This is a genomic window from Gaetbulibacter aquiaggeris (assembly GCF_044003965.1).
Taxonomy (GTDB): Bacteria; Bacteroidota; Bacteroidia; order Flavobacteriales; family Flavobacteriaceae; genus Yeosuana; species Yeosuana aquiaggeris.
The window spans coordinates 243,707-269,852 of sequence record NZ_JBAWKC010000005.1 but is presented as its reverse complement, the minus strand read 5'-3'; the positions used below and the strand labels follow the sequence as shown (position 1 = coordinate 269,852).

19 protein-coding genes are annotated in these 26,146 nt (G+C 34.5%); 9 read left to right on the top strand and 10 right to left on the bottom strand.

Translation table 11 applies throughout. The features are described from left to right. Positions 1 to 2: 2 nt before the first annotated feature. The 3 genes from V8G56_RS14620 to V8G56_RS14610 are packed head-to-tail and all read right to left on the bottom strand — an operon-like array spanning position 3 to position 3,136. Complete coding sequence (locus tag V8G56_RS14620; protein WP_395439201.1) at positions 3 to 977, bottom strand: YitT family protein; 975 nt, start codon at positions 975 to 977, stop codon at positions 3 to 5. A gap of 10 nt (positions 978 to 987) precedes the next feature. Then, positions 988 to 1,551 (bottom strand): hypothetical protein, encoded by a 564-nt coding sequence (locus V8G56_RS14615; protein ID WP_395439200.1) that lies wholly within the window; start codon positions 1,549 to 1,551, stop codon positions 988 to 990. Between the two features lie 37 nt (positions 1,552 to 1,588). Further along, positions 1,589 to 3,136, bottom strand: coding sequence for a helicase HerA-like domain-containing protein (locus V8G56_RS14610; protein WP_395439199.1), 1,548 nt, complete (start codon positions 3,134 to 3,136; stop codon positions 1,589 to 1,591). A 104-nt stretch (positions 3,137 to 3,240) separates the two neighbouring features. On the opposite strand from V8G56_RS14610, the gene V8G56_RS14605 reads away from it, so the two are divergent. Beyond that, the gene (locus V8G56_RS14605) at positions 3,241 to 3,870 is read left to right on the top strand and encodes a 7-carboxy-7-deazaguanine synthase QueE (RefSeq protein WP_395439198.1); all 630 of its coding nucleotides are present in this window, start codon (positions 3,241 to 3,243) and stop codon (positions 3,868 to 3,870) included. 394 nt (positions 3,871 to 4,264) lie between these two features. After that, positions 4,265 to 8,317: a T9SS type A sorting domain-containing protein gene (locus tag V8G56_RS14600; protein ID WP_395439197.1), complete on the top strand. Its 4,053-nt coding sequence runs from the start codon at positions 4,265 to 4,267 to the stop codon at positions 8,315 to 8,317. Between the two features lie 485 nt (positions 8,318 to 8,802). Here the strand turns inward: V8G56_RS14600 and V8G56_RS14595 are convergent, their stop codons facing one another. Continuing rightward, complete coding sequence (locus V8G56_RS14595; protein WP_395439196.1) at positions 8,803 to 9,345, bottom strand: DUF2911 domain-containing protein; 543 nt, start codon at positions 9,343 to 9,345, stop codon at positions 8,803 to 8,805. A gap of 251 nt (positions 9,346 to 9,596) precedes the next feature. Between V8G56_RS14595 and asnB the strand changes: the two genes are divergently transcribed. Next, a complete protein-coding gene (gene asnB, locus V8G56_RS14590; RefSeq protein ID WP_395439195.1) occupies positions 9,597 to 11,270 on the top strand; it encodes an asparagine synthase B in 1,674 nt (557 codons plus the stop codon). Between the two features lie 69 nt (positions 11,271 to 11,339). On the opposite strand, the gene V8G56_RS14585 is transcribed toward asnB, so the two are convergent. Next, on the bottom strand, positions 11,340 to 12,098 hold the full coding sequence (locus tag V8G56_RS14585) for a hypothetical protein (protein WP_395439194.1): 759 nt from the start codon (positions 12,096 to 12,098) through the stop codon (positions 11,340 to 11,342). A gap of 422 nt (positions 12,099 to 12,520) precedes the next feature. Here V8G56_RS14585 and gyrB point away from each other — a divergent pair, with 422 nt between their 5' ends. From gyrB to V8G56_RS14555, 6 genes are all read left to right on the top strand, one after another. Continuing rightward, complete coding sequence (gene gyrB / locus V8G56_RS14580) at positions 12,521 to 14,461, top strand: DNA topoisomerase (ATP-hydrolyzing) subunit B (RefSeq protein WP_331630526.1); 1,941 nt, start codon at positions 12,521 to 12,523, stop codon at positions 14,459 to 14,461. Between the two features lie 162 nt (positions 14,462 to 14,623). After that, positions 14,624 to 15,640 carry a DUF6588 family protein gene (locus V8G56_RS14575; RefSeq protein ID WP_395439193.1) on the top strand — a complete coding sequence of 339 codons (1,017 nt, stop codon included), beginning with the start codon at positions 14,624 to 14,626 and terminating at the stop codon, positions 15,638 to 15,640. A 175-nt stretch (positions 15,641 to 15,815) separates the two neighbouring features. Beyond that, a complete protein-coding gene (mdh, locus tag V8G56_RS14570) occupies positions 15,816 to 16,742 on the top strand; it encodes a malate dehydrogenase (RefSeq protein WP_395439192.1) in 927 nt (308 codons plus the stop codon). Between the two features lie 204 nt (positions 16,743 to 16,946). Further along, positions 16,947 to 19,961, top strand: coding sequence for a protein translocase subunit SecDF (gene secDF / locus V8G56_RS14565; RefSeq protein ID WP_395439191.1), 3,015 nt, complete (start codon positions 16,947 to 16,949; stop codon positions 19,959 to 19,961). A gap of 160 nt (positions 19,962 to 20,121) precedes the next feature. Beyond that, positions 20,122 to 21,417: a phosphoribosylamine--glycine ligase gene (locus V8G56_RS14560; protein ID WP_395439190.1), complete on the top strand. Its 1,296-nt coding sequence runs from the start codon at positions 20,122 to 20,124 to the stop codon at positions 21,415 to 21,417. Between the two features lie 21 nt (positions 21,418 to 21,438). Next, positions 21,439 to 21,894 carry a GNAT family N-acetyltransferase gene (locus tag V8G56_RS14555; RefSeq protein ID WP_395439189.1) on the top strand — a complete coding sequence of 152 codons (456 nt, stop codon included), beginning with the start codon at positions 21,439 to 21,441 and terminating at the stop codon, positions 21,892 to 21,894. 4 nt (positions 21,895 to 21,898) lie between these two features. Here the strand turns inward: V8G56_RS14555 and V8G56_RS14550 are convergent, their stop codons facing one another. From V8G56_RS14550 to V8G56_RS14530, 5 genes are all read right to left on the bottom strand, one after another. Next, the gene (locus V8G56_RS14550; RefSeq protein ID WP_395439188.1) at positions 21,899 to 22,312 is read right to left on the bottom strand and encodes a DUF192 domain-containing protein; all 414 of its coding nucleotides are present in this window, start codon (positions 22,310 to 22,312) and stop codon (positions 21,899 to 21,901) included. An 82-nt stretch (positions 22,313 to 22,394) separates the two neighbouring features. Beyond that, positions 22,395 to 23,324: a prolipoprotein diacylglyceryl transferase gene (gene lgt / locus V8G56_RS14545; RefSeq protein WP_395439187.1), complete on the bottom strand. Its 930-nt coding sequence runs from the start codon at positions 23,322 to 23,324 to the stop codon at positions 22,395 to 22,397. Between the two features lie 119 nt (positions 23,325 to 23,443). Then, a complete protein-coding gene (locus V8G56_RS14540; RefSeq protein ID WP_395439186.1) occupies positions 23,444 to 24,574 on the bottom strand; it encodes a peptidylprolyl isomerase in 1,131 nt (376 codons plus the stop codon). Between the two features lie 12 nt (positions 24,575 to 24,586). Next, positions 24,587 to 25,126: a gliding motility-associated peptidyl-prolyl isomerase GldI gene (gldI, locus tag V8G56_RS14535; RefSeq protein WP_395439185.1), complete on the bottom strand. Its 540-nt coding sequence runs from the start codon at positions 25,124 to 25,126 to the stop codon at positions 24,587 to 24,589. Then, positions 25,116 to 26,135: a DHH family phosphoesterase gene (locus V8G56_RS14530; RefSeq protein WP_395439184.1), complete on the bottom strand. Its 1,020-nt coding sequence runs from the start codon at positions 26,133 to 26,135 to the stop codon at positions 25,116 to 25,118. The genes gldI and V8G56_RS14530 overlap by 11 nt, the downstream gene beginning before the upstream one ends. Positions 26,136 to 26,146: the final 11 nt, after the last annotated feature.

Here is a 26,146-nt window from a genome sequence, read left to right as displayed (position 1 = left end):
ATTTAATTTTGCATGGGTTTACGTTTAATCATGCCGCCTTTTAAATCTTTAACGGTTCCCATAGTCACAAAGGCATTCTTGTCTATTTTATCTATTTCTGTTTGTAATTTTGCAATTTCTAAACGAGTGACAACCGTGTAGATAATATCTTTATCATAGCTATTACCATGCGCGCCATAGCCTCCTTTTCCAGCATAAATAGTACAAGCTCTTCTCAATTTTTCAATGAGCATCATTCTCATGGCTTCATGGTGATTGGATATAATAGTGACACCAACATATTCTTCAACACCATCCACCACAAAATCAACCGTTTTTGCAGCGGCTAAATAAGTTAAAATAGCATACAATGCTGTTTCTATGGATAAAACATAGGCCCCAAAGGAAAATATAATAATATTGATAAGCAGCAAAACATCTCCTACGGTTAAAGATAATTTTCTACTTAAATAAATAGCCAAAACTTCGGTGCCATCAATAACACTTCCACCCCGCATGGACATTCCTATACCTAAACCTAAAAAGAAACCACCAAAAACAGCTATCAGTAGTTTGTCTTCAGTTATAATGGGATAGTCTATATAATGAACCACAATAGCCAATAGTGAAATGGCAATGATACTTCTAATGGCAAATTTTAAATTGATAGTTTTTGAGGCAAGAATTAAAAACGGGATATTCACAAAAATTAATAAATAACTTAAGTCTATATTGGTTATGTTTCTTAATAAAAGAGAAATACCGGTGGCGCCACCATCAATAAAATGGTTTGGAAGTAAAAAGCCTTTTAATCCAAAACCAGCAGCAAAAACACCAATAATAACATAAATATAATCCTTAATAACGTGCGTTAATTCAACTTGCATTAAGTTAACTAACGGGTCAATTTGGTCTTTGCTAATAGTAGTGGAACCCTGTTTGGTTTTTAACCTTTTGCGGGCAACATCCACTAATATTTTTGAGATGAATGGATTCATTTGTTAGTTATTAATTTGTTTTATTCCAGTTAATAAAAAAGAACTTGATTTTGGCGTTATCAGGGATATGGGTAGCTTCAATTTCTAAGTTTCTGTCAAAACGTAAATTAGCAGGTAATTCTTTTTTGTCAATAGTAAATGAAGCATTGATTTCATTTACAGTTACAACTACTGAATTTATTAAATTGTCTATTCTCGTTATTTTATAATTGTCAGCAATGTCTTTAAAGCTGCTTTCAGTAGAAAGTTTTTTATCTGTTTTAAATCTTGGGTCAAAAATGCGGACACTTTGAATGTATGAAGTTGAATCTGATGGGTTTCTTGGGCTAATACTCAACAATTTTTTTCCACCCTTTTCAAAAATTTCAATATCATTAAAATTTCTTGTAAATTCAGTATCGTCAAAGCCTTTGGCAATAGAGTCTTTCACATAAATAGCTTCAAGATCCTTCACTTGTGTGGAATCGGTTAATAAGCCAATATGTTGTTTGTCTATTTGAAATGGGTCTTGTTCTTTATTGCAACTTGCAATTAATAAAGATAAAATAGTTAGATATAAAATTGATTTATTCATATAAAAATCAGGTGTGTTTAAAATTGATATTATTTGGTTATTTCTTCATCACTTTGGTTAAAATACCAAAGACACTTCTAATAAAGGTGGCGCTTGTAAGAACCTTAACTACAGGATTCATAGCAGTACTTCGTCGTCTTGAGCCTGATACAGATGTTCTTTCTTTTGATTCTGCCTTTTCAAGGGCTTCTTTTTCTAGTCTGGCTTTTTCTTTGGCATCTTCAGCTTCAGCGCGGTCTATTTTTTCATTTAGCATTTCATAGGCACTTTCTCTGTCAATAGTTTGATTATATTTTTTCACCAATTTTGATCTGGTAAGCAGGGCATTTAATTCTGCATCTGTTAAAATATCCATTCTGCTCATAGGAGCCCGCATCATGGTGGCGGCCAATGGCGTTGGTCTTCCTTTCTCATCAAGAGCAGAAACTAAGGCTTCTCCAGTACCTAAGGAGGTTAGTACTTTTGTGGTATCATAATATTCTGAATCTGGATAGTTTTGTGCAGCAAGCTTAATAGCTTTTCTGTCATTGGCTGTAAAAGCACGCAAGGCATGCTGTATTTTTAAACCTAATTGACTTAATACAGCTTCAGGAACATCCGTTGGGTTTTGAGTGACAAAGTACAATCCAACCCCTTTACTTCTTATTAATTTTACAATACTTTCTATTTGATTAAGCAGCGCTTTTGATGCCTCATTAAATATTAAATGTGCTTCATCAATAAATATAATTAACTCAGGACGTTCACTGTCACCTTGCTCAGGAAAAGTTGAATAAATTTCGGCCAATAAGCTCAGCATAAAGGTTGAAAACAGTTTTGGTCTGTCTTGAATATCTGTTAATCTAATAATGTTTATGTAGCCTCTTCCATCTTCGTCTATTCGTAATAAATCATTGACTTCAAATGAGGTTTCTCCAAAAAACAAATCAGCACCCTGTTGTTCTAATTCTACCACTTTACGCAAAATAGAACCTGTTGAGGCCGTTGAAATATGGCCGTAATCATCTCCAAACTCTTCTTTTCCTTCCTGAGTGGTATACTGCAATATTTTTTTGAAATCTTTTAAATCAAGAAGCGGCATTTTATTGTCGTCACAATATTTAAAAATAACAGCCACAACACCTGATTGCGCATCCGATAAATCTAATATTCTTGATAATAACACAGGGCCAAATTCACTGACGGTGGCTCTTAATCTTACGCCATCCTGTTCTGATAAGGTTAAAACTTCAACCGGGAAGCTTTTTGATTCAAAGGGTAACCCAATTTTTGCATGACGTTCGTCAATTTTTGGATGACCAGGACTTGGTTGCGCTAAACCACTTAAGTCGCCTTTAATATCCATAAGTAAAACAGGGATGCCCTTATCACTTAAATTTTCTGCCAATACCTGCAGAGATTTTGTTTTTCCGGTGCCGGTAGCTCCAGCAATTAAGCCATGACGGTTTAAGGTTTTTAAAGGAATTTTTACAATGGCTCCTGTAATTGTTTCGCCATCTAACATGGCAGCGCCTACAGGTATAAAGTCACCTTTTGTGATATTTCCTTCATTTATATAATTTAAAAATGTTTCCTTTTTATCCATATCATCATAATTTTTATAAAAATAACTATTCCAAACGAATCCAAACAAACAAGATATATAAAACTATCAACATTTAGTAAGCAAAATAGTATCTTTGCAAACTTATGAATAAAGAGATTAAAGAATTAGTTGATAAAGGTGAAATGCTTCCGTTAATGGAAGAGTTTTACACCATCCAAGGGGAGGGTTTTCATAAAGGAACGGCGGCCTATTTTATAAGGTTAGGGGGTTGTGATGTGGGATGCCATTGGTGTGACGTTAAAGAAAGTTGGAATGCTGATTTGCATCCACCAACTGAGGTTGCAAAGATTGTTGAGAATGCAAAGAAATACAGTGATACTATAGTAATTACTGGAGGAGAACCTTTAATGTGGGATATGACCTCTCTGACTTCTAAATTAAAAGCAGAAGGCATGAAGGTTCATATTGAAACTTCTGGAGCTTATCAACTCACCGGAACTTGGGATTGGATTTGTCTGTCTCCTAAAAAATTAAAATTACCTACAAAAGAAGTTTATGAAAAAGCGCATGAACTTAAGGTTATTGTTTATAATAAAGATGATTTTCGCTTCGCGGAAGAACAAGCGGCCAAAGTAAATATAGACTGTATTTTGTATTTACAGCCCGAGTGGAGTAAGCGCGATAAAGTCATTCCTGAAATTGTTGATTATGTGATGAAACACCCCAAATGGAAAGTGTCATTACAAACACATAAGTATTTAAATATTCCTTAAAGGATATACCTAATAAAACCGTAATTACTTTATTTACCAAGTGTTACGGTTTTTTTTTATTTCTCCTTTAGTCAACCATGTTAAAAAAGTCATATTCTTAGGTCTTTTGTATACTTATCAAGACTATGCCCATATTTGAAACTTCACAATAAATTACAAAGCAACCTTTAAAAAGGTTATTTCGTCTTTGTAAAATGTCATTTGAAACAAAATATATAGAAATATTAAATATTTTGTTTTTATTTACCTACTATAACCTAAAGTTGTCTATTTCTCTCTTATCCTATATCCTATATCGGGTTGATTTAAAGAAACTACTTATCATAAATAATCTAATACAAAAAGGATGAGAATAAAAAATAATAGGCTAACATACGTATGTATTGCAATAATAATGTTTAGCCTGCTGGGGAATAATATCCTTAAAGCGCAACAATCTAATGGCGTATTTCAATATAATGATGAATTAGAAGGACACCATTGTGATGATGCAGGTTGCTATGGGTATTGTACCAATTCCTATATGGAAAATAGTCTATCGGCAAATCTTAGTTCTCCAAGTAGTACTCTTGAAAATAGTGTAAGAGGCTGGATGGGTAAATTATTGCAAATTAAACCCGATATCAATATTAGAGAAATGTCAATTCCCGGTACACATGACTCAGGGGCACAATGGGGCGGACCTCCTGCTGAAACACAAAGTTGGGATATCTTTCAACAACTTGATGGAGGAATTCGGTATTTTGATATCCGATTAAAGCCCAATCCAGATGACCCCAATAATAGTTTGGCTGTTTATCATGGAGACTACCCTCAAGGATATGATACAGATTGTTATGGAGCGGTAGGGGTGAGTTGTGACCGACTTACATTAACTCAGATTCTTACATGGATGAAAGATTTTTTAGCTATCAATAAAGATGAAGCCATACTTATGAGAATTTTATATGAAGTTGGTCTAACTGATAGTAATCCAACTGATGCACAAAAAACGAAATTTTCAGAGATACTTGAAAAAATTCTTTTTAAAGAAACCAATGGTATAGATGAGATTCAAATAAATGGAGCTAATAGTGACCAACTATTATTTCCTATTTATAATATAATACCGCCGGGACAACATTACTTTGGAACCGTACTACCTGATTTGAAAGACCTTAGAGGCAAGATTTGGATTGATAGAGTATTAGGAGCCGATAATGCAAGAACTCCTATACAACAATATTCCCCTACGAATGGAAGAGTAAAACTTCAAAACGCCTATGAAGAAAGTGCATCAAATTTAGGAGATGCAGTTGTTGCAGCCATTAAGGAGGCTCCAACACATATTTCAAACGGGTCTTGGGTACAAAATTGGACAAATGGAATAAATTTAACTGTACCAGCAGCACCTGTTCCAAACGACGTAGCTAGCTGGGTTAATAAAAGAACTTTTCACGCATTAAATGAATTGGGAAGTAACAGACCTGTGGGAACAATTGTTATGGATTTTCCGGGTGAAGGATTAATTTACCGCATTATTAAAACAAATTTCGTTTATGAAAAGCTGGTGGATTTAACGGTCGGAATTGACTGTTACCATAGCGTTTGGGAGGGTGGCGCAACAGGCAGTCGTATTAATGTAAAACTTTACAATGGAGGATTCCTAATGGGCGAGGTTGATAAAGTTCCCGGATGTAATGGTTTGGGAGACTCATATTTCCAGATTAAGAAAGTAATGCGGGCTATGCCCCAGGACTATACACACTTTATTGTGGAAAATCTAAACCCGGATGAAGGGGACGGTTTTGGGGTTGATGAAATATACATCAGCCAGACCCGTTACGGTCTGAATTGTTATGATGGTGGAGTTCCAGACGATTTGTTTGAAACATGGGGAGTAGATGCAGGAGGTGTCTGGTGCGTTGGAGTTGATGGCGATAATGAATATGGGTCTAATGCCGCATCCGGAGCCTGTCGTAAGTCCTGGTCGTTTTTTTCGGGTGGCGCAACGCATCAAGGTAATAGTTCTGCTCCCGCAACATTTACAGAAGAACTCAATTATTATACCCAGGGTTGTTTCCCTTTGGAAGAGCAGGTATTTACTGTCAAAAATCAACCTTCTATCCGGCCATTCCCGGTAGCATATTGTGGTCCAAACGCTCCGCCGGTTATTTTTGAAAAAGACACAACCCTCACAGCCAGCTATACCCTTTCCATGGGTAACAGGATGATTGTAAATAGCGGAGTAGTGCTGACCATACCCCGGGGAATGGTGTTAACAATCGAGTCAAAAAGCAGCCTCACAAACTTTGGAACGATCGTAAACCTTGGCCAGATATTAATTAGAGAAAATGCTACTGCTGAAAATAAGCCGGCAGGTATTATTAACAGTCCCGGTTTGTATATTAACATTGGAGAGACCCTGAATGAAGGGGCAATTTACAGCCCAATAGGATATTATGGCAGAGGAAAGGGTGGAAAACAGACACTTATTAATCCCGTAGAAACAGCTTTTTTTCTTGGGACTGATATCGAAGGCGGACAATCTATTTGCGAGGATTGGCTGAAAACTGAGGGAATCTACGGGGGAGGTGTTTGGAGTTCTGCGACCAATACCTGCACCATAGATAATTTCTTAATCAAGGAAGACCGCTCACTGATAGTGAATGAGGGAGTAACACTTAAAATAAATAGCACACTGTTTAACAATGGACGTATTGACAACCGTGGCACCATTAACAACGATAATGGCACCATCAACCAGTGTGGAGAATACAAGGGAATTGACCCGAGCGACCCGAACTCATTGCCTCTTGTCTGCTTAGAGAGTGAAGAGCAAGCCACATGTCAACAGTTGGGTGGTCAGTGGAACGAAGTTACACAGACGTGCACACTGGACGGCAATCCAACAATTCTTTTCGGGACGACCCTTACTATTAACCCGGGCGTAACCTATTCGATAAGAGGAGATGGAATCCTTACCAACGAGGGCAGTATTGTAAATTATGGCAATATTTTAAACAGCAATAGAATAATTAACACCTTGGATGCGGATATTATTAATTATGGTGAATTCATTATGCAGCTTGATTCTGATTTTGGGCCTGTCCTAGTAAACGAGGGTAATCTAAGAAATAACGGAATTTTCCGGAACGTATATGATTATAATGGAGGAGTCGAAGGCTTGGGTTATTTTGTAAATCAATGTGGCGGTGTAATTGAAAATATCATCCCATTTGGCGTTATTTATGAAGCCTTCCCGGAAAGTATTCCCCCGGTTGCCATTGCAAATGATTTTACTATCCTGCTGGATTCCACCGGTAATTCTGAACCCATCTCATCACTGGATATAGATAACGGGAGCAGTGACAATTGCGGGATTGATTCCATGTCGTTAAGCCAGACTGTTTTTGATTGTTCCAATGTGGGCCCTAACACGGTCATTTTAAGTGTTACTGATAATTCCGGAAACCTGGCAACGGATTCATTTGTTGTGTTTGTGGAAGATTATTTTTCACCTGTGATCATAAGCAAGTCCGAATTTTTAACTCTGCGCTTAGACAACACAGGCCATGCATCCATTTCAACAGAAGATATAGATAATGGAAGTTCTGACAATTGCGGGATCAAGTCAATGTCGCTTAGCCAGTCGGATTTTGATTGTAGTAATATTGGGGCCAATACGGTTATATTTACCGTTACCGATAATTCCGGAAACACATCATCGCTAGCCATAGCTGTAATTGTGGAGGATATAACTCATCCCCTTACAGTAATACAGCCAGGTTGCGACAACGAAGCAGGGTCAATCGAGATAGGCGTAATAAATGAGAACGAAACTTATAGTTTTGACAATGGAGCCACTTTCCAGGCTGGTAATTCCATGTCAGGCTTAATTGCAGGGGATTATAATATCGTTATTAAAAGCCCGGAAGGTTGCACTGCAAATATTACGGTAATACTGGATGAGTCCTCAACCCCGGCACAGCCAGTAATCAGCTCAGAAGGGAGTGATCCGGATCTGCAGATTCTTACCGCTGACAGCGCTTTTGCCTATGGCTACCAGTGGTATAAGGATGGAGAACCCATTACCGGGGCAACTTTTAAAAGCCTGGAAGTTTCCGAGTTAGGATCCTACACCGTGGTTGCGCTCTCAGAATACGGCTGTGTGAGTGAAGCCTCAATTGCCTATATTGTTTCTAGTTTAGGTACAACAGTTGATTTTAACTCTCTGGATTTTCGATTATATCCCAATCCTGTTTCTGATGCATTCACGGTATCATTCGGTAATAATCCTGGAAATAAAATTGTAACTATATATGGATTGACCGGAGTACAGTTGGACCGGCAGGAAGTAAGCGGCAATTATGCAAAGTTTACCGTGAAAGAGTACTCTTCTGGAATTTATTTTGTTAAGATAGTTTCAGGGGTTTCGGTCAGGACTACCCGGTTTATCAAGCAATGAGAATAGTTACCGGGGCACGTATTGTTTCAACTTATAAAGTAGTTAAAGAATAAAAAATATTCGATTTATTATTCTTCGTAGTAAGCAAAATTAAAAAGAGACCTTAAATGGTCTCTTTTTAATAGGACAACTTTAATAAATTGTTTTATTAGGTTCTAAACATGTCGTTATTAAGCACAGTTTAGACTAATTCTAATTTTGAAGCTTTTAATAATTATTAAAAACCTTAACACTAGAATGACCTGATATTAACATGACTTCTGATGGTGTTGCTTTAGTTAAAATGGCATTAGTGCAAAAGCTACGTCGGCAGGAGTGCATACTTACTAGCAAATATTTTTTTTTGATAATTTCTTTTTGCCACCTAATGTTTTGGACATTTCAACTATTTCATTGATTCCTGCAAACCCACAAATATTTAAATATACCGTAATAAAAAACGCCTTGAATTTCAAGGCGTTTTTATTTTTAATAATAAGGCAGATTTATTTCGTAAAAGGAACTGCAATTCTAGTAGTTCCCCATCCTAAATGCATATGCAAGCCTCCTTCAGCTTCTTCAAAAGCAATTGAAAAGGCTTCCAGTGGTTCACCGCTTTGCACAGGTACAGATAGTCTGGCCACATCATTCGCTTCATTATAAAAATAAGAACCCCAAACATTCAAGTCCTTACTAATGATAGCAGTCCATTCTGTGTCTCCAGGAATTACGTAAAACGTATAGGTTCCAGCTTTTACATTAGTGTCACCTAATTTCATGTCAGTATACAAAGTTAATTCGGCGGCTTCATTGGCACCTGTGCGCCATACTTTTCCATTTGGAGCCAATTCATTTAAGGCTCTTCCGTTAAGTTGAGGTCTGCTATAAACTATTTTGATGAGTTTGTCAGATACTTTATAGTCTGACGGGAAAGAGGCTGCATCCATGGGGCTTTTGTCCAAACCTTTAAAATTTTGTGCATTAACGTTCAAAGTTAAAAGCATTAAAAAAGCACATGTAATGGTTGTAATTAGTTTAAATTTCTTCATAAGATTTTATTTTTATAAGAGATAAAGTTAAATGAAATCTTGTTTAAATTTCTTAATGTTTTATTAAAAGTAATTCAAAAGGAAAAATTTAAAATTTATATGAATTTGTAATGTGATTTTATATATAGATTACATAATATAATATATTATAAAAATATAGTTATAATATGTAATCATTTTACGTTTTAATGTTTTTAAATGATTATCATATATGCACATTTGCATCACTAATTAAAATAAAAATTATTGTTATGTGTGGAATTGTATGCGCATTTGATTTAAAGCAGAAGTCGGAAGATTTGCGTCCTCAATTATTGGAAATGTCAAAAAGGATTCGTCATAGAGGGCCGGATTGGAGTGGCATTTATAGTAATGAAAAAGCCATATTAGCGCATGAGCGTTTAGCTATTGTGGATCCGGCCTCCGGGAAACAACCGCTTTTTAGCGAGGACAAAAAATTGATCTTAGCAGCCAATGGTGAAATCTATAACCATCGTGAATTACGTAAACAATTCGCGGGTAAATACAACTTTCAAACAGAAAGTGATTGTGAAGTTATCTTAGCCTTGTACAAAGAAAAAGGGGTTCATTTTATTGATGAAATGAATGGCATTTTTGGCTTTGCTATTTATGATGTTGAAAAAGACGAGTATTTTATTGCACGAGACCATATGGGGATCATTCCCTTATATATTGGCTGGGACCAGAACGGTACTTTTTATGTGGCTTCAGAATTAAAGGCCTTAGAAGGGGTTTGTACTAAAATACAATTGTTTCCTCCTGGGCATTATATGTCAAGTAAAGATGGACAATTTGTAAAATGGTATGTGCGGGACTGGACTGAATTTGATGCTGTAAAAGACAATGAAACCAGTATAAAAGCCATAAAAGACGCATTGGAAGCTGCGGTGCACAGACAGTTAATGAGTGACGTGCCTTATGGCGTGTTATTATCTGGTGGATTAGATTCTTCTGTAACTTCAGCTATTGCGAAAAAATATGCAGAAAAACGTATAGAATCTGATGATACGCAGGCTGCTTGGTGGCCTCAATTACATTCCTTTTCAGTAGGATTGGAAGGCTCACCAGATTTAGCTGCTGCCCGAAAGGTAGCTGACCATATTGGAACGGTACATCATGAAATTAAGTTTACCATTCAGGAAGGTTTGGATGCTATTAGAGATGTTATTTATAATCTGGAGACCTATGATATAACAACCATTCGTGCTAGCACGCCTATGTATTTAATGGCCAGAGTGATTAAGTCCATGGGAATTAAAATGGTGTTATCTGGCGAAGGCGCCGATGAATTATTTGGAGGGTATTTATACTTCCACAAGGCACCAAATGCCAGAGAGTTTCATGAAGAAACGGTGCGTAAATTAAGTAAACTTCATATGTATGACTGTTTGCGTGCCAATAAAAGTTTAGCGGCTTGGGGTATTGAAGGGCGTGTACCCTTTTTAGATAAGGAGTTTATGGACGTGGCCATGAGAATGAACCCACAAGATAAAATGATTAATGGGGAGCGTATGGAGAAATGGGTAGTTAGAAAAGCCTTTGAAGATATGTTGCCAGAAAGTGTAACCTGGAGACAAAAGGAGCAATTTAGTGACGGTGTGGGCTATAGCTGGATTGATACTCTCAAATTAATGGTGGCGAACGAAGTGAGTGATGAACAATTAGCAAATGCCAAATATAAATTCCCATTACAAACACCAACAAGTAAAGAAGAATTTTATTATCGTTCTATTTTTAATGAGCATTTCCCCAGTGATGCAGCGGCCTTATGTGTGCCGCAGGAAGCCAGTGTTGCTTGTAGCACAAAAATAGCATTAGAGTGGGATGAAAGTTTTAAAAACATGAATGACCCAAGTGGAAGAGCTGTTGCAAAAGTACATTCTGATGCTTATGTAAAGTCTTAAACTAATACTTATGAAATAAAAAAGCCTGTTTTGTACAGGCTTTTTTATTTTATATAAAACAAAAATGGTTTATTCCACAGTCATCACGCGTTCGTATAAAATACGGTATTCAAATCCGTTTGGAAGAATGTCATTCATCTTAGATTTTGATAAAATGTCTGCCCAAGGGTTATCAGAATTAGTTGCATCCATAGGCATAAATCTAAGTTGTTCCATAGCATCAGAAAGTTTATTAAAGCCATCCCAGGTCATTACTGTAAATCTGTCTTGATTTCCTGAAGGATATATTACAGAGGCCATACCCCAGGCAGTCATTCCATTGCCGTTTTTAATATTATTGGCATGAAAAGGTTTCCAAAGGGTTTTGTTTTCTTCAATAAACGCACCAACGTTAGTTGGTTTGGCATAATTAACAATGCAGTACTTGTAATCGCCTTCCACAAAGTCTTCCAATTGAATATAATAATCAAAAGTGAGCGTGGTAAAAGAATTCGTTTCTACTTCGCCTGGTTTTACTGCGCCTAAAGCGCTTAAATTATCACCCCATGCATCGTTATCGTCTAATTGTTTTAAATTGTTATAAGAATTTACAAAAACATAATTAGGCGCATCAACTTTGGTAACGCCTATTTTTCGCCATAAGGTCCATCCGGCAAGTTGACCTTTATCAATCGCAGCTTTTGCTACTTTAGACCAGTGTTTGGTCTCTCTCTCAACGAATTTTGCGTCTTCACTTTGAGGAACATGTCGATACTGTAAATAAGAAATTTGCGAAAATGATACACTTGTAAACAGCAGTGTAATGACTAATAAATTAATTTTTTTCATGTGTTATTTATTTAGTTGGTTTGTATAAAGGTAGAGAAAAAATAATATCAAATTATAAAAGGTCTGTTTAAATAATTGAATCTGAATCAATTTAAAAAAAGAAAACAGGAATTATAAAATCAATTTTGAGCCCCTTTTTTAGTTCTTTAAAATAATTTTTCATGTAATAATATGAGGTATAAGGAATTATTTCTTTTTTTGATTTTTAGAAAGAAAAAAAAACACTTAAAATCAATTTTAAGGTTATTTTTAAGCGATTTAAGACACTTTTAATTAATTAACAAATGTTGATAATTTTAAGGTTTAATCGATAAAATACTTTTAAATGGATTGATAAATAGTTATCTTTGTAAGTATCCTGAAATGGTGCAATCTGCATCATTTTTTTATGTGAAAACATTAAAATAAAAGTATTGAAAAGTATGAGCGACGAAATTAAAAAACAAGATTATTCAGCAGATAATATTCAGGCATTAGAAGGCATGGAGCATGTACGTATGCGTCCATCCATGTATATAGGTGATGTTGGCACAAGAGGTTTACATCATTTAGTGTATGAAGTGGTAGATAACTCTATTGATGAGGCTTTGGCTGGACATTGTGATACTATTACCGTAATTATAAATGAAGATAATTCTATAACTACTGAAGATAATGGTCGTGGTATCCCTGTTGATATGCATAAGAAAGAGGGGATTTCTGCTCTGGAAGTTGTAATGACTAAAATTGGTGCCGGTGGTAAGTTTGATAAAGATTCTTATAAGGTTTCTGGAGGTTTGCATGGCGTTGGTGTGAGTTGTGTAAATGCCTTATCACAACATTTAAGAGCAACCGTTTACAGAGATGGTCAAATATGGGAACAGGAGTATGAGAGAGGGAAAGCCATGTATCCAGTTAAAGCCATTGGAACATCGGATAAAAGAGGAACTACCGTAACATTTACTCCTGACAAAACAATTTTCACTCAGACAGTTGAATATAGTTATGACACCCTTGCGAGCAGAATGCGTGAATTATCTTTTCTGAATAAAGGAATAACCATCAATTTAATAGATAAACGAAGTAAGAAGGAAAATGGTGAGTACGAAGGAGAAGTTTTTTATTCTGATGAAGGCTTACCGGAATTTATTCGATTTTTGGATGGAAACAGAGAACCTTTAATGAGAACGGTCATCTCTTTTGAAGGTGAAAAAAATGGGGTTCCTGTTGAGGTTGCCATGATTTATAATACGTCTTATGCTGAAAATTTGCATTCCTATGTAAATAATATCAATACGCATGAAGGCGGAACGCATCTTTCTGGTTTTAGACGTGGTTTAACCATGACCTTAAAAAAATATGCGGATTCATCTGGTTTAACAGATAAATTAAAGTTTGATATAGCCGGCGACGATTTTCGTGAAGGACTAACGGCCATTATTTCAGTAAAAGTTCAAGAGCCACAATTTGAGGGTCAGACTAAAACTAAATTGGGTAACCGTGAAGTTTCTGCTTCTGTAAGTCAGGCAGTTTCTGAAATGTTAACTGATTACTTAGAAGAACATCCAGATGACGCCAGAATTATTGTCCAAAAAGTTGTTTTAGCGGCACAGGCAAGGCATGCGGCTCAAAAGGCTCGTGAAATGGTTCAGCGTAAAACAGTCATGAGTATGGGTGGTCTACCTGGTAAATTAAGTGATTGCTCTGAGGAAGATCCTGCAAAATGTGAGGTGTTCTTGGTTGAGGGAGATTCTGCAGGTGGTACGGCAAAACAAGGACGCGATAGAGCCTTTCAGGCGATTCTTCCATTAAGAGGAAAAATTCTGAATGTTGAAAAAGCGATGGTGCATAAGGTTTTTGAAAATGAAGAGATCAAAAATATTTTTACGGCATTAGGTGTTACTATCGGGACTGAAGAAGATAGTAAGGCATTGAATCTTTCCAAATTGCGCTACCATAAAGTGGTTATTATGTGTGATGCCGATATTGATGGTAGCCACATTGCAACATTAATATTAACTTTCTTCTTTAGATTTATGAAGGAGCTTATAGAAAATGGCCATATATACATAGCAACACCGCCATTGTATTTAGTTAAAAAAGGAGCTAAGAAGCAATATGCTTGGTCAGAAAAGGAACGTGATGAAATTGTTGAAAGCATGGGAGGAAGTGCTGGTATTCAGAGATATAAAGGTCTTGGAGAAATGAATGCAGAACAATTATGGGACACCACCATGAATCCTGATTTTAGAATTTTAAGACAAGTTCAAATTGATAATGGTTCTGAAGCAGATAGAATTTTCTCAATGCTAATGGGAGATGATGTACCGCCTCGTAGAGAGTTTATAGAAAAGAATGCAATCTATGCAAATATTGATGCATAAATAAAAATTTCAAAAATATTTTAATAACCCTGATATCTCAACAGTATCAGGGTTTTTTATTACAAAAAAGCACTAAAAATCAGTTAAAGTGTAATTTTTTACCGATAAAAAGTAATTTATTAAAATATTTTTCTATATTTGTTAAACCAAATTTATCAATATATGAAAAGAATCACCATTATATTATTGATTTGCTTAAGTACAATTATTGCAAAGGCTCAAAATGATTTAGATGTACTTCTTGCTGCTGGTGTTGATGATGCTCAAAGATTTGCTAATGATTACTTAGCACCTGGAACCAATGGGTTAATGTATAGTATGAATGCTAACTGGTTCAATACAGCTGATGCAAAACCACTTGGTGGATTTGAAATTTCATTGATTGCTAATGCAGCTACAGTCGGTACTGAAAACAAATCGTTTTTAATGAATACCGATTTATATAATAATGTGTCGTTCGTACAGGGTGGCAACCCTCAATTAGTATCTACTGTCTTAGGAGAAAATAACCCTGATATTATTGTGGAATTAACCTATGATGATCCAATATTTGGACAACAGACGGAAGAAATAACATTACCAAACGGGATTGGAAGTACTAGTGTGAATATGCTGCCAACAGCATTTGTTCAAGGAGCTGTTGGGTTAGTTAAAGGAACAGAATTAAAAGCGCGATTTATACCAAAAATAAAGACAGATGAGGTTTCTTTAAATATGTATGGTGTTGGATTACAACATGAGTTTACTAAATGGTTACCTGCAGATAAATTATGGCCGGTGGCAATATCAGGTTTGGTAGCTTACACGCATCTAGATGCCACTTATGACCTAACCAATTCGTTAGGTATAAGCGGTGAAAATCAGAGATTAGAATCTTCTACTAGTACATGGCTGTTTCAATTAATTGCATCAACTAAATTGCCTGTCATTAATTTTTACGGTGGTGTTGGTTATATAAAAGGAACAGCAGATTCAGATTTATTAGGAACCTACAGGGTTTCAAATGGTATCATAACCTCTGAAAATATAATAGATCCCTTCTCAGTATCTAGTGAAGTGTCTGGAGTAAGAGCAACGCTAGGAACAAAATTGAAATTAGGATTTTTTAGGCTTAATGCCGAATATCATTTTGCAGAATTTAATGCATTTTCAGTTGGTGTAAACTTTGGGTTTAGATAAAAATTAAGAAGCTTAGTCTTTTTTAAAAAATATATTTAGTGTTTAGTTTTAGTTAGTTTTATTTATTTGAATTAGTCGTGAAAAGTGCAAGTTTTATCTTGCACTTTTTTCATTTACAGCATTATTATTTGTAATTTTACAGGATTCAAATAAATAAAATTAAATATAAAATATTATGAAAGTAACAGTAGTTGGAGCAGGAGCAGTCGGTGCAAGTTGTGCTGAATATATTGCCATTAAAAATTTCGCTTCAGAAGTTGTTTTATTAGACATTAAAGAAGGCTATGCAGAAGGAAAGGCGATGGATTTAATGCAAACTGCTTCATTGAACGGATTCGATACAAAAATAACCGGTATCACTAATGACTACAGTAAAACAGTAAATAGTGATATTTGTGTGATTACCTCTGGAATTCCTCGTAAACCAGGAATGACTCGTGAAGAGTTAATTGGTATCAATGCGGGAATTGTAAAAACGGTCTCTTCAAGTTTAATAAAGCATTCACCAAATACTATTATTATAGTGGTTAGTAATCCAATGGATACTATGGCCTATTTGGTTCATAAAACTACAAGTTTGCCTAAAAGTAAGATTATAGGCATGGGTGGCGCCTTAGACTCTGCGCGTTTTAAATACAGATTGGCTGAGGCATTAGGCGGACCAATAAGTGATGTTGATGGTATGGTTCTTGGCGGACATAGTGATACGGGTATGATTCCATTAACGCGTATGGCAACAAGAAATGGAGTGCCTGTTTCTGAATTTTTATCTGCTGACCGATTAAATACAGTGAAGGAAGATACGAAAGTTGGAGGGGCAACACTTACTAAATTATTAGGTACTTCAGCTTGGTATGCACCTGGTGCGGCAGTTTCTTCTTTGGTTCAGGCCATTGCTTGTGATCAGAAAAAAATGTTTCCTTGTTCAGTAATGCTTGACGGAGAATATGGTTTAAACGATATTTGTCTTGGCGTTCCCGTAATTTTAGGAAAAAATGGTATTGAAAAGATTGTAAACATTGAGCTTAATAAGGCGGAAATGGATAATATGAAAACGAGCGCCGAAGCTGTTAAAGCTGTTAATGATCTATTAGAATTATAACAGTGCAAAAGATTAAAATTACAAACTTTGAGATGCTCAAAAACGGATTGACAAGTACGTAAATTATAATAATAAATGAGAGCAGCATAATAGTTGCTCTTTTTTTTTATAAATCTCGTAATTATATTGTCAATTCTATGGGTAAATCATATATTTGCTCGTTTTAAAAAAATCAAGGAATAAAATTAATTAATTTAATAAATAATGCAGAATAAAGGATTAGTAAAGCTATTTGCAGTTTTGTTTGGATTGGTAAGTATTTATCAATTGTCTTTTACGTTTAAAGCAAATCAAATAGAAAGAAATGCAAAAGAAATTGCTATCAGTAAAGTTTCCGACACTGAAGTTGATTACAGAGCTAAAAGAAGTAATGAAGAGGCAAATTATTTAGAATCAATTGCTACAGATACTGTTTTTAATTTAGGTATTGCAAAATTCACTTATAATGAAGTGAAAGAAAAAGCAATGAATCTTGGTTTGGACTTGAAAGGTGGTATCAATGTAATACTGCAAGTATCAGTAAAAGACATTTTAAAAGGATTAGCAAATAATAGCAAAAATCCTATTTTCAATAAGGCTTTAGACGATGCTTCTGAACTTCAAAAAAACAGTCAAAATACTTATTTAGAGGATTTCTTTAAAGCATTTGATGCCATTAAAGGTGATACTAAATTGGCGTCTCCTGATATATTTTATACCAAGGCATTAGATGGTGAAATAGATGGTAGTATGTCTGACGATGAGGTAAAACAGGTGATTCAGACAAAAATTGATGAATCCATTATTTCTGCATTTGAAGTATTGCGTAAACGTATTGATGAATTTGGGGTTACTTCTCCAAACATCCAACGTTTGGGTACATCAGGTAGAATTCTTGTTGAATTGCCAGGTGTTAAAGATATAGAACGTGCAACAGGTTTATTACAAAGTACCGCTCAATTAGAATTTTGGGATGCTTATAAAGGAGAGGATTATTTCACATTTTTATCTCAAGCTAATGAAGTTTTAAAGGGGATTGTAAATCCAAAACCAGAAGTTCAAAAAGCGGAAGGGGATGATGAGGAAAATGCTACAGATTCTAAGATCGACGAACTTTTAGGAGATACAACTACAGATTCAACTGCTGTAGCGGCTAATCCTTTATTCGACTTAATAAGAGGTCAAGGATATCCTGGAGGACCAGTAATCGCTAAATTTGAAATTAAAGATAAAGCAAAGGTAGACGAATATTTGAACATGCCTCAAGTAAGAGCATTGCTTCCGGTAGAACAGCGATATGTAAAATTTGCATTCGGTAAACCAGAAAAAGATAGTGAATTAATTGATTTATATGCCTTAATAGGAAACAGAGATAATACACCTGAGTTAAGTGGTGCCGTTGTAACCGATGCCAGAAATGCTTTTGGACCAACAGGTAAGCCAGAGGTTTCTATGCAAATGAATGCCAAAGGTGCTAAAATTTGGGAAGAAATGACGGGTCGTGCATACAGCCAAGGAACTCAAATTGCTATTGTTTTAGATAATATTGTGTATTCTGCTCCAGGAGTAACTTCAGGTCCAATTGCAGGGGGAAATTCATCTATTTCAGGAAGTTTTACTTTAAATGAAGCGGTGGATTTAGCAAACGTTTTGCGTGCAGGTAAATTACCGGCAAGAGCAGATATTATTCAAAGTGAAGTAGTAGGACCATCATTAGGTCAAGAAGCTATTGATAATGGTAAATTGTCATTTATGATTGCCTTAGCCTTAGTTTTGGTTTGGATGATCATTTATTATGGAAAAGCGGGTGGTTTTGCTGATATTGCTATGGCATTGAACATCCTTTTAATTTTTGGTATCCTCTCTGGATTAGGTGCTGTATTAACGCTGCCTGGTATTGCGGGTATTGTTCTTACAATTGGTATGTCGGTAGATGCGAACGTTATTATTTATGAGCGTATTCGAGAAGAGATTGCTAAAGGAAAAGCATTAAAAGAAGCCATTCAAGATGGTTTCAATAATGCGTTATCTTCTATTTTAGATGCTAACATTACTACTGGTTTAACAGCTTTAATATTATTCATATTTGGAACAGGTCCAATTAAAGGATTTGCAACTACCTTATTAATAGGTATTGGAACCTCATTGTTTACAGCTATTTTTATTACCAGATTATTAATAGACTGGTATGTTAACAGAGGAGGTAAACTGGTTTTTTCAACAGCATTAACAAAAAATCTTTTCAGAAACCTGAATATAGAATTCCTTCAAAAACGTAAGATAGCTTATATCGTGTCAGGAGTATTTTTATTAATTAGTTTAGGCTCATTATTAACTGAAGGTTTAGATCAAGGTGTTGATTTTGTTGGGGGTAGAACGTATCAGGTTCGATTTGCACAAGATGTAAATCCAACAGAAATTACCGCAACATTGTCAAACGCTTTTGGTAGTGCTGATGCTAAAACTTTTGGAGATGCCAATCAGTTAAAAATAACTACTAAGTATAAAGTTAATGAAACTGGAGCTGAGGTTGATGAAGAAATGAGAATTGAATTATACAAAGCATTACAACCTCATTTAGACGGTTTATCATATGAAGATTTCATAAGTGATGCAGACACTAAAACAGTTGGTTTAATGAAGTATTATAAGGTGACACCTACCATTGCTGATGATATTAAACAAGCGTCATTCTGGGCAATTTTAGGTTCGTTAATTGTGGTGTTCCTTTACATATTAATGCGTTTTAAAAAGTGGCAATTCTCATTAGGAGCCGTATTGGCAGTTTTCCATGATGTGTTAATTGTTCTTGGGGTGTTCTCATTGACTTATAAGTTCTTACCATTTAGTATGGAAATTGATCAAGCTTTTATTGCAGCCATCTTAACTGTAATTGGTTATTCATTAAATGATACCGTAATTGTTTTTGATAGAATTAGAGAGTATCTGAATGAACATTCGTCCTGGAATTTTGGTAAAGTCATAAATGTGTCTTTAAGTAGTACTTTGGGTAGAACCTTAAATACCTCTTCAACAACTTTAGTGGTATTATTAGCAATATTTATTTTTGGGGGAGATTCTATAAGAGGATTTATGTTCGCCTTAATAGTAGGTATTGTAGTTGGTACTTATTCCTCATTATTTATAGCAACACCATTGATGTATGACACTATAAGTAGCGCAGAAAAAAGAAAAGGAAGAGAAGCAAGCAAAACACAAAAGAAAGAAGTTTTAAAATAACTTTATAAAGTAATATTTAATAAAGCCTGTTGATTTATATCAATAGGCTTTTTTTATTAAATTATACGAAAGGTCTTGTATACAACAAAACTCTTATTTATATACATTTGTTGTATACTTTACAACAACAAACAAATTGTAATTAAATAATACTTTCCAATTGAAAGAAAAACAAACTCAAACTAGAAAATTTCTTTTTGTATCTCGCTGGGGCGAATCATTAGATATTGTAAATTCCATTAACGCAGAAGGGAATGAAGTGAAGCTTTATATTGAAGATAAACCTTCAAAAGAAATAGGTTATGGTTTTGTGGATAAAGTAACTCATTGGGAGAAATTTATTGATTGGGCCGATATTATTATTTTTGATTATACCGGATATGGTAAAATTGCAAGTCAATTAAGAAGTTCTGGTAAATTAGTTATTGGAGGAACAGAGTATACGGATAGACTAGAATTAGATAGAAATTTTGGTCAGTCTGAATTACAAAAACATAAAATTAAAGTCATCCCATCAAAGGAATTTACAACTTTTCATGATGCCATAAAATATATTGAAAACAATCCTAACACCTATGTTATTAAGCCCTGTGGTGAAACTCAAGAACTAAAGCAGTTATTATTTGTAGGCAGTGATGATGAAGGTCTGGATGTGATTCGCGTACTTAAAGCCTATGAAAAATCATGGGGTAATGATTTTGGTAATTTTCAATTGCAACGTAAGGTAAAAGGGGTTGAAATTTCAATTGCGGCATTTTTTAACGGAAAAGAATTTATCTATCCTATCAATATTACTTTTGAACATAAAAAACTGTTCCCTAAGGAATTGGGTGTTTCTACTGGTGAAATGGGAACAAGTATGTTCTGGACTAAAGATTCCCCAATTTTTGATGCTACCTTATTAAAATTTCAAAGCACATTAGCCAAAGATAATTTTGTGGGACATATCGATATTAATTGTATTGTGAATGGAAATGGGATATATCCTTTAGAATTCACTTCTAGATTTGGTTATCCTCAAATATTTATTCAACGTGCTGGAATAAATGAACCCATGGGAGAATTTTTTATAAAAATAGCTTCCAAGCAAAATTTTAAAATTAACGTTAAAAAGGGATTTCAAGTGGGGGCGTTTATTGTAGTACCTCCATTTCCTTATGATGACAAAAAAACATTCAATTTGTTTTCTAAGGACGCCGTGGTAGTTTTTAAAAAGAATGGAAGGGAAGGCGTGCATCCTATGCATTTAAAGAAGGTGAATGATGAATGGCTTATAACGGGTAATACGGGTATTGCTGTATTGGTAACTGGGAATGGTCAAACTATGAAGGATGCACAGAAAATGATGTACAATAGAATCAGTAATGTGATTATTAATAACGGCTATTATAGAACGGATATTGGCGATAGATGGAGTGAAGACTCAGACAAACTTTGGTCTTGGGGTTTATTATAAATTACAAATTTCTACATTCAAATGACTTTTGAACCTTGTTTAAATAATGAGCAGTTTTTAAAAATATTACCAGAAGATTGGAAGGAATATATTCTAACTTTTTGGAAAGATTTTAAATCAACTACGGCATGCTATGTATTAATTGAAGATAAAAAGGTGATTGCCGGTGGCTTGGTATTTTCAAAATGTCCACCAGATATGTTTTATGCTATCAATGAATCGAACAAATGGTTTGAAAAGGGGTATCTGTATTTAGGTTTTATTTTTGTTATCGAAGAAAAGCGACATCAAAATTTGGGATCCATTTGGTTAAACCATTTAAAAGCAAAGTTTCCAAATCAAAAGTATTGGTTAACTATTGAAGATCTTAAATTAGATAGTTTTTATGTAAAAAATGATTTTAGGAAAGTAAAATCACTTTTTAATGAAGATCAGGAAGAATGGCTTTATGTGTTTGATCCTAAGGGTTTAATGTAATTATTCAATTAGAATAATAGATACTGTCTCCAACATTTAAGTGCCAGGAATCTACTAAACCGGCATTAATTTCCAACACGTATTTAGCAGGTAATTTAGAAGGCAAAGAACTTTCATCATAGGGCTTGGCATTTTTATGAAAGCTCACTATGTGTTTATTTTCATTGATATATATTACATCCAATGGGATTTTCGTGTTCTTCATATAAAAAAACCGTTCTCTAATATCATCAAAAATAAAAAGCATACCCTGATTTGATTTCATAGAAGTTCTATACATCAAGCCAGTTTGAATTTCATAGTCATTGTCAGCAATTTCAATATCTAAGTTTAATTTGGTTGAATCGGAGGTTTTTTTAATAATAGTTAATTCACCTTCTTTTTTAAAAATCACTTCAGAATGTTTGATGGCTTTCACTTTTTTTTTGCATGACGTAAAACTCAAAGAGATACAACTTAAGACTAAGAAAAAAAACTTGATGGAATAGTCAATGGACATTTTATTTAAGTTCTGCTTTTGACTTATAAATAAACATAAAATAGAGTCCAATAATAATAAAAGGAATGCTCAACCATTGTCCCGTATTAAAACCAAACCAATTAATATATTCATCGCCTTGCGGTTCTTTAACATATTCAACAAAAAACCGGATGGTCCAAAGTAAAATTAAAAACAAACCAAAAAGGAAACCTGTTTTGTCTTTTAAATTCGTCTTTGAATACACATACCAAAGAATTAAGAATACAAAGATGTAACAAAAAGATTCATAAAGTTGCGCCGGATGACGGTAAGGCACGGCATCCAGAAGATTTTGAAACTGAGGATTATCAGTTACGGCATTATAGGCTTTTTGCACATTTTTAATACCAGTAAGCCTAACAATTTCACTTTTATAATAGTAGTCTTGAATAAAACGTACACCAAAATTGGAATCGGTGACTTTTCCAATAATTTCTGAATTGATAAAATTCCCTATTCTGATAAAAACCGCTCCAGAGGCTACAGAAATAACTACTCTATCCAATATCCATAATAAGGATTTGTAGTTATACTTTTTTCGGTATAAATACATCCCAACAATAATACCTATAGCTGCACCATGACTAGCTAAGCCTTGAAAACCTGTAAATTCAAATCTTGGATTCGTTCTAATAGGCAGAAAAATGCTCCAGAAGTCTTGGGTTATTAATTCTGATTGATAAAATATAACATGGCCTAATCTGGCACCAATCATAGTGGCCAAAACGGTGTATATGAATAATGGATCTAAATATTCTAATGAAACCTTTTCTTTGGTGAAAATACGTTTCATAATGTACCAACCAATCATAAAAGCGACTATCCACATGACGCTATAGAAGTGAAGCTTAAAATTACCTAAAATTTCAATTCCTGTTAGCGGATTCCAGTCAAACTTTAATAAATACATAGGTTCTAAATTTTTCTATGTAAAGATAATAGATTGGTATTACTTATAGAATGTTTCCTATAATAAATTGAATATATTAGAAACGCCATATATGCGTTTTAAAGAAATGATTAATCCTTTTATTTTGTAAGTTCTAATATTTCAACTTCAAAAATCAAGTTTGATTTTGGTGGAACTATGGCATTTCCGGTTTCTCCGTAAGCTAAATAAAATGGAATGAATAAGGTGGCTTTATCACCAACTGATAGCTCTTGTAATCCTTCCTTAAATCCTGTTATCATTTTGGCATTAGCACTTAAGTCTGCTCTTATGGGCTGATAATCATTATTCGCTTGTCTTTCTTCATCGACTGAATCTAAGGTTTCAGCAATGTCTAATTTGCTGGTTTGTAGCAATTTTCCATCTTCAAAATAAACCGTATAATTAATTAAAACTTTGGAGTTTTCCGTTAATTTTTTTCCAGTTCCTTTTTCAGTTACTAAAAATTGTAAACCAGAGGAAAGTAAAGTAGATTGCTTTTGCTGTGCATTAAATTTTTTCTTTGTGGCCTTCAACAGGGCTTGTTCCTTTTGAAGACGTTTTTTTTCTAATCGTTCTAATTCAGCAAAATGATTTATAAAAACATTAGCTGCATCAAAGGCTTTGGCTTGGACGCCTACTTTAATAATATTGACTTCCTTTAAGGTCACATCTTCAATTGGTCTGTCATCATCCTCTGAAGTTTTAACCTTAGAAATAGAATCTAGAATATCAATACCTAAAATGAGTTCGCCAAAAACAGAATGAACATTATCCAAGTTAGGATCTGCAATTTCGGTAATATAAAATTGACTACCATTAGTTTTTGGGCCATCATTAGCCATTCCTAAAATTCCTGGTTTATCATGTTTTAAATCCGGCACAAATTCATCGTCAAACCAGTACCCAGGATTGCCATTTCCTGTGCCAGTTGGATCACCGCCCTGTATAATAAAACTATCAATAACTACGTGAAAAATAGTGCCATCAAAAAACTTTTTGCCTCGGTATAAACTATCCACCAAGGTGTTGGTACCATCTGCAAGAGACACAAAATTAGCAACAGTATTAGGCGCTTTTTTATAATATAATCTAGCCACCATTACTCCCTTTGAGGTTACAAATTCGGCATAAATGCCATCTGGAAGATCGGGGTATTTATTCTGGCATGAAAGGCATAATATTAAAAATAAAAATGGAATAATCTTATATGTGTATTTTTTTGTATCCATATAAAATAGAATCTATTTTTCAGAAATGGAGTTAACAGTTACTTCACAAATAAGGGGAACATTCGTGCCTATTTTATTTTGGTCACCATAATAACCATAGGCTTTTTGTGATGGAAAAAGAAAAGTAACCGTTTCACCTGTTTTCATAAGCTTTAAACCTTCGCGCAAGCCTGTGAAGATTTCTTCCTGATCCATCGCATAAGACTGAGTCTTTAAGTCCTCCTTGGAGTAGATGGTTGCACCATCTAAGGTTTTAACATCATAATTAAAATTTATAATATTACCAAATGAAGGTGTTTTTAACGAGTCAACATCAGTTTTAATATTATAATAATACCAAAAACCACTTTGTGATGATAAGTAATCTATCTTTTTTTCAGATAGAATTTTTTGAATTTCAGCTTGTTCTCTAGCATTAAGTTTTTTATTACGTTCTACTGAAGCATCAATAAAAGAACCTGTTTTAACTGAAATAGGTTTTCTGGCTTCAGGAGACTTACAGCCAACAAAAAATAGCATTGCTAATACTAATAAAAATATCTTATTCATCATTCAGGGCATTTGAATAGTCGGGTAATATAGTAATAAATTTATTAACAGTATCATTTAATGATAGATCACTTCTTCCTCCGGCGGCATTAATATGGCCACCTCCGTTAAAATGCAATCTAGAAAAATCATTTACTGAAAAGTTGCCTTTTGAACGCAATGAAATTTTAATAATACCTTCTTGTTTATCTTCAATAAAAATAGCAGCAAAAACTATATTTTCCAAGGATAGGCCGTAATTTACAACACCTTCAGTATCACCTTTTTTGAAATTATACTTATTTAATTCATCTTGAGATAATGTAATATAGGCAGTTCTTAATTCATAAATAACCTTTAAATTATTTAAGGCACAACCTAACAGTTGGAGTCTTTCATAGCTGTTGGTGTCGTAAACTTGATTATGTATATATGCACTGTTGGCTCCTTTTTCAATTAAATCGGCCACAATAATATGGGTATTACTTGTGGTGCACGGAAATCTAAAAGAACCAGTATCTGTCATAATCCCTAAGTATAAGCAGGTTGCTATATTTGAATCAATGAGATGGGTATCTCCCAGCATATGAATAAATTGGTAAACCATTTGACATGTCGAGCTCATACCCACATCAGAATAGATGTATTGGGCATAATTATCTGGAGCTTGATGATGGTCTATTAAGATTTTAATGGCCTTACTTTTTTCTAAAACGGCTTCCATGTTGCCAGTTCTATGTAAAGCATTAAAATCAAGAGTAAAAATAAGGTCTGCTTTTTCTATTAAATCATTACTTGTTTCTGTTTGATAATCATGAATTAATACCTGGTTGTTGCCTGGAATCCATTTTAAAAAACTTGGATAGTCATTGGGACTTATTACCGTGGCATCATGGTTGTGTTGTTTTAAATAATGATATAATCCTACAGTTGAACCCATTGCATCACCATCTGGATTTTTATGAGGAACAATTACAATGTTTTTTGGAGAAGCTAATAATTTTTTTATTTTTTCAATTTCTGTCTGTGTCATAGGTAGCGAAT

Excerpts from the sequence above, each read along its gene's own strand:
- V8G56_RS14620 (WP_395439201.1), bottom strand. The coding sequence starts at position 977 with ATGAATCCATTCATCTCAAAAATATTAGTGGATGTTGCCCGCAAAAGG.
- V8G56_RS14615 (WP_395439200.1), bottom strand. The coding sequence starts at position 1,551 with ATGAATAAATCAATTTTATATCTAACTATTTTATCTTTATTAATTGCA.
- V8G56_RS14610 (WP_395439199.1), bottom strand. The coding sequence starts at position 3,136 with ATGGATAAAAAGGAAACATTTTTAAATTATATAAATGAAGGAAATATC.
- V8G56_RS14605 (WP_395439198.1), top strand. The coding sequence starts at position 3,241 with ATGAATAAAGAGATTAAAGAATTAGTTGATAAAGGTGAAATGCTTCCG.
- V8G56_RS14600 (WP_395439197.1), top strand. The coding sequence starts at position 4,265 with ATGTTTAGCCTGCTGGGGAATAATATCCTTAAAGCGCAACAATCTAAT.
- V8G56_RS14595 (WP_395439196.1), bottom strand. The coding sequence starts at position 9,345 with ATGAAGAAATTTAAACTAATTACAACCATTACATGTGCTTTTTTAATG.
- asnB (WP_395439195.1), top strand. The coding sequence starts at position 9,597 with ATGTGTGGAATTGTATGCGCATTTGATTTAAAGCAGAAGTCGGAAGAT.
- V8G56_RS14585 (WP_395439194.1), bottom strand. The coding sequence starts at position 12,098 with ATGAAAAAAATTAATTTATTAGTCATTACACTGCTGTTTACAAGTGTA.
- gyrB (WP_331630526.1), top strand. The coding sequence starts at position 12,521 with ATGAGCGACGAAATTAAAAAACAAGATTATTCAGCAGATAATATTCAG.
- V8G56_RS14575 (WP_395439193.1), top strand. The coding sequence starts at position 14,624 with ATGAAAAGAATCACCATTATATTATTGATTTGCTTAAGTACAATTATT.
- mdh (WP_395439192.1), top strand. The coding sequence starts at position 15,816 with ATGAAAGTAACAGTAGTTGGAGCAGGAGCAGTCGGTGCAAGTTGTGCT.
- secDF (WP_395439191.1), top strand. The coding sequence starts at position 16,947 with ATGCAGAATAAAGGATTAGTAAAGCTATTTGCAGTTTTGTTTGGATTG.
- V8G56_RS14555 (WP_395439189.1), top strand. The coding sequence starts at position 21,439 with ATGACTTTTGAACCTTGTTTAAATAATGAGCAGTTTTTAAAAATATTA.
- lgt (WP_395439187.1), bottom strand. The coding sequence starts at position 23,324 with ATGTATTTATTAAAGTTTGACTGGAATCCGCTAACAGGAATTGAAATT.
- V8G56_RS14540 (WP_395439186.1), bottom strand. The coding sequence starts at position 24,574 with ATGGATACAAAAAAATACACATATAAGATTATTCCATTTTTATTTTTA.
- gldI (WP_395439185.1), bottom strand. The coding sequence starts at position 25,126 with ATGATGAATAAGATATTTTTATTAGTATTAGCAATGCTATTTTTTGTT.
- V8G56_RS14530 (WP_395439184.1), bottom strand. The coding sequence starts at position 26,135 with ATGACACAGACAGAAATTGAAAAAATAAAAAAATTATTAGCTTCTCCA.